Origin of the sequence: Streptomyces flaveolus, from assembly GCF_044765825.1 — a bacterium.
GTDB classification, from domain to species: Bacteria; Actinomycetota; Actinomycetes; order Streptomycetales; family Streptomycetaceae; genus Streptomyces; species Streptomyces flaveolus.
In genome coordinates this window covers 235,770-247,983 of record NZ_JBIWKU010000005.1, presented here as the reverse complement: position 1 = coordinate 247,983, position 12,214 = coordinate 235,770, and the positions used below count along the sequence as shown (strand labels likewise).

At 73.6% G+C, this 12,214-nt stretch carries 16 protein-coding genes; 7 read left to right on the top strand and 9 right to left on the bottom strand.

Features of this window, described 5'->3' with window-relative positions:
* The first annotated feature begins 1 nt into the window (after position 1).
* The gene (locus tag ACIRG6_RS17525) at positions 2–1,114 is read left to right on the top strand and encodes a sensor histidine kinase (protein ID WP_318213669.1); all 1,113 of its coding nucleotides are present in this window, start codon (positions 2–4) and stop codon (positions 1,112–1,114) included.
* 19 nt (positions 1,115–1,133) lie between these two features.
* Here the strand turns inward: ACIRG6_RS17525 and ACIRG6_RS17520 are convergent, their stop codons facing one another.
* A complete protein-coding gene (locus ACIRG6_RS17520) occupies positions 1,134–2,135 on the bottom strand; it encodes an NAD-dependent epimerase/dehydratase family protein (protein ID WP_364675618.1) in 1,002 nt (333 codons plus the stop codon).
* A gap of 225 nt (positions 2,136–2,360) precedes the next feature.
* On the opposite strand from ACIRG6_RS17520, the gene ACIRG6_RS17515 reads away from it, so the two are divergent.
* From ACIRG6_RS17515 to ACIRG6_RS17495, 5 genes are all read left to right on the top strand, one after another.
* Positions 2,361–2,741 carry a RodZ family helix-turn-helix domain-containing protein gene (locus ACIRG6_RS17515; protein ID WP_364675621.1) on the top strand — a complete coding sequence of 127 codons (381 nt, stop codon included), beginning with the start codon at positions 2,361–2,363 and terminating at the stop codon, positions 2,739–2,741.
* Positions 2,738–3,388, top strand: coding sequence for a class F sortase (locus ACIRG6_RS17510; protein ID WP_350717264.1), 651 nt, complete (start codon positions 2,738–2,740; stop codon positions 3,386–3,388). Before ACIRG6_RS17515 ends, ACIRG6_RS17510 begins: the two co-directional genes overlap by 4 nt.
* Before the next feature lie 64 nt (positions 3,389–3,452).
* Positions 3,453–3,944, top strand: a complete 492-nt coding sequence (locus ACIRG6_RS17505) for an RNA polymerase sigma factor (protein WP_189230070.1) — start codon at positions 3,453–3,455, stop codon at positions 3,942–3,944.
* On the top strand, positions 3,928–4,446 hold the full coding sequence (locus ACIRG6_RS17500) for a hypothetical protein (protein ID WP_403323416.1): 519 nt from the start codon (positions 3,928–3,930) through the stop codon (positions 4,444–4,446). The genes ACIRG6_RS17505 and ACIRG6_RS17500 overlap by 17 nt, the downstream gene beginning before the upstream one ends.
* Positions 4,447–4,479: 33 nt before the next feature.
* Entirely contained in the window at positions 4,480–4,842 is a 363-nt protein-coding gene (locus ACIRG6_RS17495; RefSeq protein WP_364675629.1) for a DUF952 domain-containing protein, read from the top strand.
* A 38-nt stretch (positions 4,843–4,880) separates the two neighbouring features.
* Here ACIRG6_RS17495 and ACIRG6_RS17490 read toward each other — a convergent pair whose 3' ends face one another.
* The 5 genes from ACIRG6_RS17490 to ACIRG6_RS17470 all read right to left on the bottom strand — a co-directional run bounded on the left by ACIRG6_RS17490 (position 4,881) and on the right by ACIRG6_RS17470 (position 8,760).
* Positions 4,881–5,201: an SCO5918 family protein gene (locus ACIRG6_RS17490; protein WP_239765097.1), complete on the bottom strand. Its 321-nt coding sequence runs from the start codon at positions 5,199–5,201 to the stop codon at positions 4,881–4,883.
* A 135-nt stretch (positions 5,202–5,336) separates the two neighbouring features.
* Entirely contained in the window at positions 5,337–6,956 is a 1,620-nt protein-coding gene (locus tag ACIRG6_RS17485) for a DEAD/DEAH box helicase (RefSeq protein ID WP_350726825.1), read from the bottom strand.
* Between the two features lie 277 nt (positions 6,957–7,233).
* Positions 7,234–7,437, bottom strand: coding sequence for a cold-shock protein (locus tag ACIRG6_RS17480; protein WP_189230065.1), 204 nt, complete (start codon positions 7,435–7,437; stop codon positions 7,234–7,236).
* A gap of 400 nt (positions 7,438–7,837) precedes the next feature.
* Positions 7,838–8,101, bottom strand: coding sequence for a GlsB/YeaQ/YmgE family stress response membrane protein (locus ACIRG6_RS17475; protein ID WP_364675633.1), 264 nt, complete (start codon positions 8,099–8,101; stop codon positions 7,838–7,840).
* A gap of 83 nt (positions 8,102–8,184) precedes the next feature.
* Positions 8,185–8,760, bottom strand: coding sequence for a TerD family protein (locus ACIRG6_RS17470; protein ID WP_318213677.1), 576 nt, complete (start codon positions 8,758–8,760; stop codon positions 8,185–8,187).
* A gap of 174 nt (positions 8,761–8,934) precedes the next feature.
* On the opposite strand from ACIRG6_RS17470, the gene ACIRG6_RS17465 reads away from it, so the two are divergent.
* Positions 8,935–9,321: a BlaI/MecI/CopY family transcriptional regulator gene (locus tag ACIRG6_RS17465; RefSeq protein ID WP_365023307.1), complete on the top strand. Its 387-nt coding sequence runs from the start codon at positions 8,935–8,937 to the stop codon at positions 9,319–9,321.
* Positions 9,322–9,477: 156 nt separating this feature from the next.
* Here the strand turns inward: ACIRG6_RS17465 and ACIRG6_RS17460 are convergent, their stop codons facing one another.
* From ACIRG6_RS17460 to ACIRG6_RS17450, 3 genes are all read right to left on the bottom strand, one after another.
* Positions 9,478–10,062, bottom strand: coding sequence for a TerD family protein (locus ACIRG6_RS17460; protein WP_239765102.1), 585 nt, complete (start codon positions 10,060–10,062; stop codon positions 9,478–9,480).
* Between the two features lie 170 nt (positions 10,063–10,232).
* Positions 10,233–11,009, bottom strand: a complete 777-nt coding sequence (locus ACIRG6_RS17455; protein WP_364683329.1) for a polysaccharide deacetylase family protein — start codon at positions 11,007–11,009, stop codon at positions 10,233–10,235.
* 133 nt (positions 11,010–11,142) lie between these two features.
* Positions 11,143–12,033, bottom strand: a complete 891-nt coding sequence (locus tag ACIRG6_RS17450; RefSeq protein WP_403323408.1) for a GNAT family N-acetyltransferase — start codon at positions 12,031–12,033, stop codon at positions 11,143–11,145.
* Positions 12,034–12,214 lie beyond the last annotated feature (181 nt).

Below are 12,214 nucleotides of genomic sequence, written 5' to 3'. Positions count from 1 at the left end.
CATGCGCGACACCCTCCTGATCGCCCTCTACGCCTTCGCCGGCGCCGCCGCCACCGGCCTGGCGGGTGCGGGCGTACTGCGGGTGATCCGGCGGCGCTCGCTGACCGCGTCGCTCGCGGTGGTGGCCTCGGTCGCCGTCCTGGCGATGCTCGCGGGGACGCTCGCCGTCGCCTGGGCGATGTTCCTGTCCCCCCACGACCTGTCCGTCGTCACGACCGTCGTGGCGATGGCGGCCGTCGTCTCCCTGGCCACCGCGCTGCTGCTGGGCCGCTGGGTGGTCGCCCGCAGCCGCGAACTGACCGCCGCCGCACGCTCGTTCGGCGACGACGGCGGTTACGCGGCGCCCCCGGTGCCCGCGACCGCCGAACTGGACGCGCTCAGCCGGGAGCTGGCCGCCACCAGTGCCCGGCTCCGGGAATCCCGGGAGCGGGAAAGAGCCCTGGAGGCCTCCCGGCGCGAACTGGTCGCCTGGATCTCGCACGACCTGCGCACCCCGCTGGCCGGCCTGCGCGCCATGTCCGAGGCCCTGGAGGACGGCGTCGCCGCCGACCCCGACCGCTACCTGCGGCAGATCCGCACCGAGGTGGAACGCCTCAACGGCATGGTCGGCGACCTCTTCGAACTCTCCCGCATCCACGCCGGCACCCTCCCCCTCACCCCGGCCCGGATCTCGCTCTACGACCTGGTCGGCGACGCCCTCGCGGGCGCGGACCCGCTCGCCCGCGAGCACGGCGTACGGCTGGTCGGCGACGCGGTGCAGGCCGTGCCGGTCGAGGTGGACGGCAAGGAGATGAGCCGCGTCCTCGGCAACCTGCTGGTCAACGCCATCCGCCGCACCCCCGCCGACGGCACGGTCGCGGTCGCCGCCGAACCCTCGCCCGAGGGCGTGGTGCTCTCCGTCACCGACGGCTGCGGCGGCATCCCCGAGGAGGACCTGCCCCGCGTCTTCGACACCGGCTGGCGCGGCACCCACGCCCGCACGCCCCCGGCCGGCGCGGGCCTGGGTCTCGCCATCGTCCGCGGCATCGTGGAGGCGCACCGCGGCCGGGCCACGGTCCGCAACATCCCCGGCGGCTGCCGCTTCGAGGTGCTCCTGCCCACGGCGGACGCCTGAGGCCCGGGGGCGCGAGGGGTCACTCCCCGCGCAGTTCCGCCCGCGCGAACTCCCGCATCCCCTCCGCGAATCCGACCTGCGGCCGCCACCCCAGCTCGGCCCGCAGCCGCGAGGAGTCGGCGGTGATGTGGCGTACGTCGCCGAGGCGGTACTCGCCGGTGACGACGGGCTCGGGTCCGCCGTACGCGGCGGCCAGGGCGGTCGCCATCTCGCCCACCGTGCGGGGGTCACCGCTGCCCGTGTTGTACACCGCGAGTGTCCCGGCCGGCGTCCCGGCCTCCAGCGCGGCGACGTTCGCCGTGGCCACGTCCCGTACGTGCACGAAGTCCCGGCGCTGGCGGCCGTCCTCGAAGACGCGCGGGGCCTCGCCGCGGGCGAGCGCGGAGCGGAAGAAGGACGCGACACCCGCGTACGGGGTGTCGCGGGGCATCCGGGGCCCGTACACGTTGTGGTAGCGCAGCGACACCGCTGCCGCGCCGGTCGTCCGGGCCCAGGCGGCGGCGAGATGCTCCTGCGCCAGCTTGGTCGTGGCGTACACGTTGCGCGGGTCGGCCGGGGCGTCCTCGCCGACCAGTCCCGGGGCCAGGTCCGCGCCGCAGACCGGGCAGGCGGGTTCGAACCGGCCCTTGTCCAGGTCGGCGACGGCGCGCGGCCCCGGCCGCACCACCCCGTGCCGGCGGCACGCGTACCGCCCCTCCCCGTACACGACCATGGACCCGGCGAGCACCAGCCGCCGTACGCCCGCCTCCGCCATGGCCGTGAGCAGGACGGCGGTGCCGAGGTCGTTGCGCGAGACGTACTCCGCCGCGTCGGCGAATCCGTTGCCGAGCCCGACCATCGCCGCCTGGTGGCACACGGCGTCCACCCCGGCCAGCGCCCGGGCGACGGCCGCCGGGTCGCGCACGTCGGCGCGGGCGTCCTCGCGGACGTCGTAGCCGACGGGGTCGTGCCCGTGTGCCCGCAGCGCTTCCACGACGTGGGACCCGATGAACCCGGCACCGCCGGTGACCAGTACACGCATACGGCCACGCTAGGGCCGCGAGGGCACCGGGGCCGGGTGCCGGGCCCGGCACGTCACGGGTCCGTAAGAAGCGGCGCGGGCACGACGGGCGACTTTGCCATCTCTTTACAACCCGCTCCGCCGCCGCCTCGTCTCTCTGCTCGGTCCGCGACCCACGCGACCACGCGTTGCCGCCCACCGACCACGGGCGGACGGGCGGACCGACCGACGAGAGAGAGCGACCCGATGCGCAGGACCATCCTCAGTGCCCTGGCACTCGCCTGCACCGCCGTGCTGGCGAGCACCGTCCCCGCGTTCGCCGACGACCCGACCGCGGCCCCCAGCAGCCCGCCGTCCGCCGCCACCCCGAGCCCCACCGCCGAGCCGAGCCAGGCCCCGGCGCCGGCCCCGTCCGTCAGCTCCCCGGCCCCGGCCGCCGAGCCGAGCAGCCCTCCGGCCGGCGGGCAGGTCTCCGCCGTGCCCGCGGGCGCGCCCGACACCGGGGTGACGACCCCGCGGTCCTCCGGGAACAGTGACGGGCTCGTCGGCGCGGGCGCCGGCACGCTGCTCGCCGCGGGCGGCGCGGTCGTCTTCGTCGTACGCCGCCGCCGGGCGACCGGGGCATGACCCCGTTCTCCGGGCGCGCCCTGGCCGGACTCGCCCTGGCCGCGCTGCTGGTGGGCTGCGGCGGCGGGCACGGGGCCGAGGAGGCCGCGACCGCACCGCCCGCCCGCACGGCACCGTCCGCGCAGGCGCACGACGGCCCGGCGCGGCCCCTCGGGCGTTCGGTCCCGGTCGGCCTGCGCATCCCGGCCATCGGGGTCGACACCCCGGTGATGCCGCTGGGACTGGAACCGGACGGCACGGTGCAGGTGCCGCCCGTCACGGACCACGACCGTGCGGGCTGGTACCGGCACTCGCCCACGCCGGGCCAGGTGGGACCGTCGGTCGTCCTCGGCCATGTCACGGTCGGCACCCACGGGGACGGCGTCTTCCGCCACCTCGCGCGGCTGCACCGCGGCGACCGGATCGAGGCGCGCCTGGAGAACGGCACGGTCGCGGTGTTCACCGTCACGTCCGTACGCACGGTGGCGAAGGCCGCGTTCCCGACCCGGGACGTCTACGGGGACGTGGACCGCCCGGAGTTGCGGCTCATCACGTGCGGCGGCCCGCACGACGGCGACGGCTACCGGGACAACGTCATCGCCTTCGCCGAGCTGACCGCCACGGCCACGGCGGCCGCCGGCGCGCCGACGGCCACCGCACCGTCGTGACCACGGGAACGCGGGCCCCCGCACCGGCGTCTTCCCTCTGCCCCCCACCCGACCATGGAGAGCGTTGAAACGGTCCCGTGACAGGGCGGCGTCCGAGCTGTTCGCCGCCCTCTACCCCCGCCTGGCCGGCTGGTGCCGCCGTCTCGTCGACGACGACGAGACGGCCCACGAGATCGCCTCGGAGGCGTTCACCCGGCTCTGGGCCCGCTGGACGTCCGTGGACGAGCCCCGCGGCTTCCTCTACGTCACCGCCGCCAACCTCGTCCGGGACCACTGGCGCAAGCTGGAGCGCGAGCGCCGGGCCGTGCGCCGGGTCACCGCGGAGGTCGCCGTCCGCCCGCATCCCCAGCAGGCCGACCCCTCGGTACGGCTGCTCGTGCAGTCCCTGCCGGAGCGACTGCGGGTGCCGATCCTTCTCCACTACTACGCTGACATGCCGATCCGGGAGGTGTCCGTGCTGACCGGGCGCAAGGAAGGAACCGTCAAGGCCGACCTGCACGCGGCCCGCGAACTGCTCCGCGTCCATCTGAGGAGAAGCCTTGACCACACGCTTTGAGGACGATCCGGACGGCCCGGAGCCGGCGTACGACGACCCGCACGACCCGCTGCTGGTCGTCCTGCGCCCGGGGTCGGACTTCCTGGGCCCGCCGCCGGGCCGCTACGAGGCGATCCGCCGGGCGGCGTCCCGGCGCCGCCTGCTGCGCGCGGCCGCCGGGGCGGCCGTGACCTGCGCCGTCGCTGCCGCCCTGCTCGCGCTGCCGGTCCAGTGGACGAACACCGGTCCGCCGGCCCGCCCGGCCGTTCCGCTGGCCCCGCCCCCGGTCTCGCCGTCGCCGTCCGCGCCCAGTCCCTCGCCGTCCGAGCCCGCTCCGTCCGTCGCCCCGTCCCAGGGCCCGGACGACCAGGACCGGGCGGTCCCCCGTACGTCCGCCCCCGCCACGCCCTCCGCTGCTCCGAGCACGCCACCGGCCGGCGACCCGCCGGCACCGGCGACCTCGGTCCCGCCCGGAGCCTGGCCGACGGCTCGCCCGAGCACCGCGGCGACGCCCTCGGAGTGAGGGCGCGCGGGCTGCCGCTGGGACAATCGGACGATGATCTATCACGTCGTACCGCTCGCCGACTGGGAAGCCGATCCCGGCCGGCCGTACGCGCCCGCGTCCCTCGCCGAGGACGGGTTCGTCCACTGCTCACCGGACGAGGAGACGACCCTCGCCGTCGCCGACGCCTTCTACCGCACCGCTCCGCGGCCCCTGCTCGCCCTGGTCGTCGACGAGAAGCGGCTCACCGCGCCGTGCGTGTGGGAGGCGGCAGCCCCCGCTCCGCCGCCCGGGGTGGCCGAAGGCACCCTGTTCCCGCACGTGTTCGGTCCGGTCGACCGGGACGCCGTCGAGCGGGTCCTGGAGGTCCGGTGGGACGACGAGGGCCGGGCGACCGGTCTGGCCGCCGCCGGCTGACGCCGGGGCCCTCGTCCGTCCCGCGTTCCGACGCGGCCTCAGCCGTCCAGCGGCGTGGTGCCGCCGAGCAGCGCAGACGCGGTCTGCACCGGCGAGGCGGCGGGCGCCGGCGCGGGCGCGGCCTCGGGGTCGGGGTGGCAGGTGAAGCCGAGGCGGGCCATGGCCCGGGTGACCTCGCCGCCGGTGAAGTCGCGGCGGTCCTGGCGGGTGATGACCGCGCCCACCTGCTTGACGGGGTAGCGCCGTCGGCCGATGGTCACGGACTCACCCGTGATGGGCTCGGGCGTGATGCCCTTCATCGAGCTGAGCACTCCGTCCTTGGTCAGGTCGAACGGGTACCGGGCGATGACGCAGCGCATGATGCCTCACAGGGGGAAGGGAGGGGGACTCCGAGGAGTTTGCCGTTCGTGATGGCCGTTAGGCCGGGTGAGGGGCCCCAGTGGAGGGGCCCCGGCGACGGGGGCCTCGGTGGAGGGCCCCGTCGCGGTGCCGGCCTAGGCCGCCGAGTCGCCGGTGGACTGCCGCCGCGGCCTGCGCCGGGGCGCCTCCCCGGCGGGCCGCCCCTGGGCGGAGCCGCCCTGCACGGACCTGCCCTGTGCGGAACGCGCCTGTCCCGAGCGCCCCTGGCCGGTGCCGCCGCCCTGCGCGGTGCGGCCCGCGGCGCCGCCGCGGCCACGGCGGCCACGGGACGAGGAACCCCCGGACGCGGCGCGTCGGGGACGCTCCACGACCGGCGCGGTGATGACGACGGGGACACCGGACGGCGCCTGCGCGCCGGTGATGCGGGTCAGTTCCGCCTCACCCGAGCGGACCGGGGTGATCTGCGGGGTGATACCGGCCGACGCCATCAGCCGGCTGATGTCACGCCGCTGGCCGGGGGTGACCAGCGTGACGACGCTGCCGGACTCGCCCGCGCGGGCCGTACGGCCGCCGCGGTGCAGGTAGTCCTTGTGGTCGGTGGGCGGGTCCACGTTGACGACCAGGTCGAGGTTGTCGACGTGGATGCCGCGGGCCGCGACGTTGGTCGCCACCAGCGCCGTGACGTGTCCGTCCTTGAACTGGGCGAGGGTCCGCGTGCGCTGCGGCTGGGACTTGCCGCCGTGCAGGCCGGCCGCGCGGACGCCGCTGTTCAGCAGGTGCTTCACCAGCCGGTCCACGGCGTGCTTGGTGTCCAGGAACATGATGACCCGGCCGTCCCGCGCCGCGATCTCGGTGGTGGTGCGGTGCTTGTCCGTGTCGTGCACGTGCAGCACGTGGTGCTCCATCGTGGTGACGGCGCCGGCCGACGGGTCGACGGAGTGGACCACGGGGTCCGTCAGGTAGCGCTTCACCAGCCGGTCGACGTTGCGGTCGAGGGTGGCCGAGAAGAGCAGCCGCTGCCCGTCGGGGCGTACCTGGTCGAGCAGGGCGGTGACCTGGGGCATGAAGCCCATGTCGGTCATCTGGTCGGCCTCGTCCAGGACGGTGATCTCGACGTCGTCCAGCCGGCAGTCGCCGCGGTCGATGAGGTCCTTGAGCCGTCCGGGCGTCGCGACGAGGACCTCGGCCCCCGCACGCAGGGCGCCGGCCTGCTTGCCGATCGACATGCCGCCGACGACGGTGGCCGACCGCAGTCCCACGGCGCGGGAGTACGGGGTGAGCGCGTCGGTGACCTGCTGGGCGAGTTCGCGGGTGGGGACGAGGACGAGGGCGAGCGGCTGACGCGGCTCGGCACGGCGTCCCGCCGTACGGGCCAGCAGGGCGAGGCCGAAGGCGAGGGTCTTGCCCGAACCGGTACGGCCCCGGCCGAGCACGTCACGGCCGGCCAGCGAGTTGGGCAGGGTCGCCGCCTGGATCGGGAACGGCTCGGTCACGCCCTCGCGGCCGAGCGCGGCCAGCAGGGCCGGCGGCATGGCCAGATCGGCGAACGCCTCCACGGCGGGCAGCGCCGGAGTGATCGTCTTCGGCAGCGCGAACTCGCCCTGGGGAGCGGCCGGACGGCGCCCGGAGCCCTGGGAGCGGCGCGGACCGCCGGACCGTCCGGACCCTTCGGAGAACCGGCCGCCGCCCTTGCCGGAGCTCGGGGCTCCGCTGCGGGTGCGGGAGAAGCGGCTGTTCGTACGTGTGGGGTTCATGCGGAACCTTCCTTGATACGGCACGTATCAAGGGAGTCCCGCAGCGGAAGAGCAGCGCAGGGAATCGCAAGAACGAGCCGGTCTCGGTCGACTTCGGCGAAGTGAGCCGTGCGAACCGAGAGAATCGGGTGAATCGAGAGAATGGAGAAAATCCAGGTGATTGCGGAATTCAGGTGCTGGGAAAACCGAGGGAATTCGGAATCGCGCCCTGAAACGCGGCGAGCTGGGGCCCGCACCCCTTGAGGTGCGGGCCCCAGCTGCGAAGTGTGCGTGAGCGTCAGGCGGGAACGATGTTCTCGGCCGTCGGGCCCTTCTGGCCCTGCGCCACGTCGAACGACACCTTCTGGCCTTCCTGCAGCTCGCGGAAGCCCTGGGTGGCAATGTTCGAGTAGTGGGCGAAAACGTCGGGGCCGCCGCCGTCCTGCTCGATGAAGCCGAAGCCCTTTTCGGAGTTGAACCACTTCACGGTACCGGTAGCCATGTTGAATCTCCTTCGGAAACGGTGCTCGGAGCCCACCCTGTGCGAGCTCCGGTCGCCGCGATGATCACCCCGTCGGAAAAACCTTCAGGCAACCACTACTGCAACTTCGATCGACACTAGCATGCCGTGATCGCCCGGACGCGTGGAATAATCCCGCCTCCGTGGGCCGCCAGGGGAATATTCCCGGCGCCTGACGTCGATTTCTCCTCTCATGGCCACAGATATTGCTCTGCTCCCACAGCAGGGTCCGTCGGCCCCCTCACCCCTCGCGGCGCCGTGACCTCCGCCGACGGCTTTCCGGTGCACCGGTGCGCGTCTCGGCACGGGAGACGCCGCGAACGCCGCCGCCAAACCCTGCCGAGACATGAAGCACACCGGCCGCGAGGGGGGTCCGTGCCCGTCAGTGGCGGGCCTTGGCCCGGTCGAGGGCGACCACACCGAGCGCCGCGAGGGCGATCTGGATGAGCCACTCGACCCAGTCGACACCCTTGGTGTCGGCGACGCCGAACGCGGCGGCGAGGGCCGATCCGATGAGGGCGGCCACGATGCCGACCGCGATGGTCCACAGGATGCCGATGCGCTGACGTCCGGGGACGACGAGCCGGCCGAGGACACCGATGACGATGCCGATCACGACGGCGCTGATGATGCCTGAAATCTCCATGTGTGCCCCTCGAGTGGTTTTATCTCGCCCTTACGGATGCCCGTTCGATGCGAGTGCAGTCCGGCCGGGAGCGGGGTCCGGCGTCAGACGTTGACGCCGAAGTCGGCGGCGATGCCGGCCAGGCCGGAGGCGTAGCCCTGGCCGACGGCGCGGAACTTCCACTCGGCGCCGTGGCGGTAGAGCTCGCCGAAGACCATCGCGGTCTCGGTGGAGGCGTCCTCGGAGAGGTCGTAGCGGGCGAGTTCCTGGTTGCCCGCCTGGTTGACGACCCGGATGAAGGCGTTGCGGACCTGGCCGAAGCTCTGGCCGCGGTTCTCCGCGTCGTGGATGGAGACCGGGAAGACGATCCGGTCGATGTCGGCGGGGACGGCGGCGAGATTCACCTTGACGGTCTCGTCGTCGCCCTCGCCCTCGCCGGTGAGGTTGTCGCCGGTGTGCTCGACCGAGCCGTCCGGGCTGGTGAGATTGTTGTAGAAGACGAAGTGTCCGTCCGAGGGCACCCTGCCCGAGGCGTCCAGGAGCAGCGCGGAGGCGTCGAGGTCGTAGTCGGTGCCGGTCGTGGTGCGCACGTCCCAGCCGAGGCCGACCAGGACGGCGGTCAGGCCCGGCGCCTCCTTGCTGAGCGAGACGTTGCCACCCTTGGCCAGGGAAACTCCCACTGCGTGCTCCTTCTCGGCGAGTGCGGGGCGTGGTCCACGGCGCGGAAGCGGGCGCGGACACGAGCCTTGAATCTACAGCAGTGTAGAAGATGGCTGTCGGGCGGTCCGGGCGGGCTTCGGGCGTCTATACGATGTCCGCCCGGGAAACGGGTGGCGGCGGAAGGGAGTGCGGGCGTGACGGATCACCGGCGTCCCCGGCGGCGGGGGCAGGGCGAGCTGGAGGCGCTGGTGCTCGCGGTGCTGCGTGAGGCGGAGGGTCCGGCGACGGCCGGCTGGGTGCAGGAGCGCCTGGGCGGGGACCTGGCCTATACGACGGTGGTGACGATCCTGACCCGGCTGCTGGACAAGGGTGCGGTGAGCCGGGAACGGGCGGGCCGCTCCTTCGCCTGGACTCCGGCCGCGGACCAGGCGGGCCTGGCCGCCCGCAGGATGCGCAAGGTGCTGGACGCGGAGAGCGACCGCGAGGCGGTGCTGGCGAGCTTCGTCACCGGCCTCGACCCGGCCGACGAACGGCTGCTGCGCGACCTGCTCGGCGACGCGGGCGCCACGGAGGAAGACTGACGCGGCACGCTCTCCCGGGCCGGCGGGCCGCCGGGCGGAGGCGGAAAGCGGAAACGGCCATGGGCACGAGGGCTCCCCGCAAGCCCCGCACTCCGACCCCCCGTACCTCGCCCCGCCCCGCCCCCGAGCAACGGCTGCCGCGCCGTCGCTCCCGCACTACTTGCTGACGGCGAAACGCATCAGGGCGTGCTCGTCCCCCTGCTTGATCTTCCCCGTCTCGTTGATCACTTCCAGCTTCCACGTACCGCCGACCCGCACGGCCTTGGCCACGGCGCAGCCGTTGTCCTGGCTGAGCAGGCTGGGCCAGATGTCGGCGACCTGCTGCGTGCTGCCCCCGGTCGCGTCGTAGACCTTGAAGCTGACGTTGCGGGCCTTCTGGAAGGAACTGCCCTTCTTGTAGGCGGCGGCGACGAACACGATCGACGTGATCGCGGACGGGAGCCGTGCGAACTCGACGGTCACCGTCTCGTCGTCCCCCTCCCCGTGCCCCGTCTGGTTGTCGCCGCTGTGGAGCAGCGACCCGTTCCCCATCGGGTCGAGCGAGTCGATCCCGGCGAGCCGCACCGGGTCCCCGCCCTGCATGGCGATGGCGATCAGGTCCAGGTCGGTACCGGTCTTGCGGCGCAGCTTGCCCATCACTCCGCCGCTGCTTCCGGCGGTCGGGTCCCAGGAGACGCCGATGGACAGATGGGTCACTCCGTCCAGGTCCGCGGGGCCGTCTTCCTTGGTGAGCGTGATCATGCGCGAGTCCTCCTCCGTCAACGGAACTACACCGAAGAGTCTGCCTGGCGCGCGGCGATTCCGGGACGACGGGTCATATTTTCCGCGCCCCTCAGGCGCCGCGCGGCGGCCGGCGAGGTGCTCGACCCGCGGTCTCCTCGGTGCCCCGCGCGTAGCCGCCGGCCGTGGGCTCAACGCACCGGGAAGCCGAAGGAGTAGCCCTGCTCCTTGAGCCAGGGCAGGACGCGGCGCAGGGCTTCGACGGTCTGGGAGCGGTCGCCTCCCGCGTCGTGGAAGAGGAGCGTCGGCCCGTTGGGCAGCTCCCGCTGCACGGTGGCGACGATGGCGTCCGTGCCCGGCCGCTCGAAGTCCTTGGTGTCCACGTTCCAGCCCAGCGGGCGCATGCCGTGGGAGGCGGCCAGCTTGCGGCTGTAGGGGGTGAAGGCGCCGCCCGGTGCCCGGTAGTACATCGGCCGTACGCCCCCGGACGCCTCGATGATCATGCGCTCGGCGTCGAGGATCTCCTTCGCCTGGTAGGCCTCGGACTTCTTGTCCATCGCGGTGTCGTGCGAGACCGAGTGGTTGCACAGCCGGTGCCCCGCCGCGACCACGTCCTTCACGAGGCCCGGGTGGGCCTGCGCCTGCGTCCCCGTCACGCAGAACGTGGCCTTCACCCCGTACTCCCGCAGAAGGTCGAGGACTTGAGGGGTCCACGCGGGGTCGGGACCGTCGTCGATGGTGATGTTGACGCCGCGCGCCCCCGCGTCCGAGGCGTGCGCGATGGTCACGGCGACCTGCTCCACCTCACCGCCCGGCGTGGCCGGCGCGGACGCCCCCGGCGACGACGAACCGCCCACGGAGTCGGCCTGCGCGGTCCACACCGACGCACCGACGGCGAGCATCGTCACCCCGAGCGCCGCCCCGACGACCTTGCCGTACCAACCCCGCCCGCCACTGTGCCGTGCCATGTCCGCCCCGCTTCCCCGCCGTTGTCCGCCTCGGTCACCTCGAGTCCACCTGGCAGGACGACGGAAGGGGGCCCCGGGATGCGTCCGTTACCGATCACGGACAATCCCGGGGGAGTTCAGGGACAACTCGGCCTCACAGGTCGAGCTGGTACTCCAGGGCCTGGTGCGTGGGGACGTACCCCAGCGCGTCGTTGATGCCCCGCATGGGGGTGTTGCTGTCCGCCGTGTCGGTGACCAGGCCGCCGAGGCCGGGGTGGTCGGCGCGGGCGAGACGGATCGACTCGGCCTTCATCCAGCGGCCGAGGCCGTGGCCGCGGTGCTCGGGCAGTACGCCGGTGCCGTAGTGCAGTCCGTCGCCCTTGCCGTCGCCCGGCACGACGAGTTCCGAGAAGCCGACGACCGAGCCGTCCGACTCGTGGACGGCGGCCACCGTGGTGAGCAGCTCCCCGCGGGCGGCGACGGCCTCGGCGGCGGCCAGAACCCGCTCGACGTCCCAGGTCACGACCCCGTAGTCGGTGTCGTCCATGGGCATGTCGTCCATGGCGCGGCGCGACTCGGCGAAGGTCTCGGCCAGTTCCTCGGGGACGGTGCCGCGCCAGGACACGAGACGGTAGCCGGGATGCGGCCGCGCGACGATCGCGTCGATCTCGCCGGCCCTGCCGCTGTCCCACGCGTCCAGCGCGAGCCGGGCGTACGTCAGTGTCAGCACCTTGCGGAAGCCGTGTGCGGCGAGGAAGTGGTCGCCCGGCGTTCCCGCGTCGGCCTGCGCCACCACCGCCCTCCGGCCGGCGTCCCGTGCGGCGGTCACCGCCGCCTCGACGAGCCGCGACCCGACCCCCCGGCGCCGCTCCGCCGTGTGCACGTTCACCTGCAGCTCGGCCAGGTGCTCCTGTCCCTCCCGGGTGAACACCCGCAGAAACGCGGAACCGAGGGGATCCCCACCGTCCCCACCGGCCAGCCAGGCGAGCCGATAGCCGGACGCGGTGCGCTCGGGGTCGGTGAGGGCAGTGATGCGGAAGGACAAGAGGGACTCCGATGAGGCCGACGGCGACGATGTCGGCCCCAGTCGACCACGCAACCGTCGCAGGGGGACAGGGAATTCGGCGCGGCGGAAGAGGAGCTGGAGGACGTACAAGGAGGTCGTCGGGGCGGGGGATCTGAACTCTGTCGGCGATACCGAGGCCCGCGTCCGTCCGGTCCGGCAG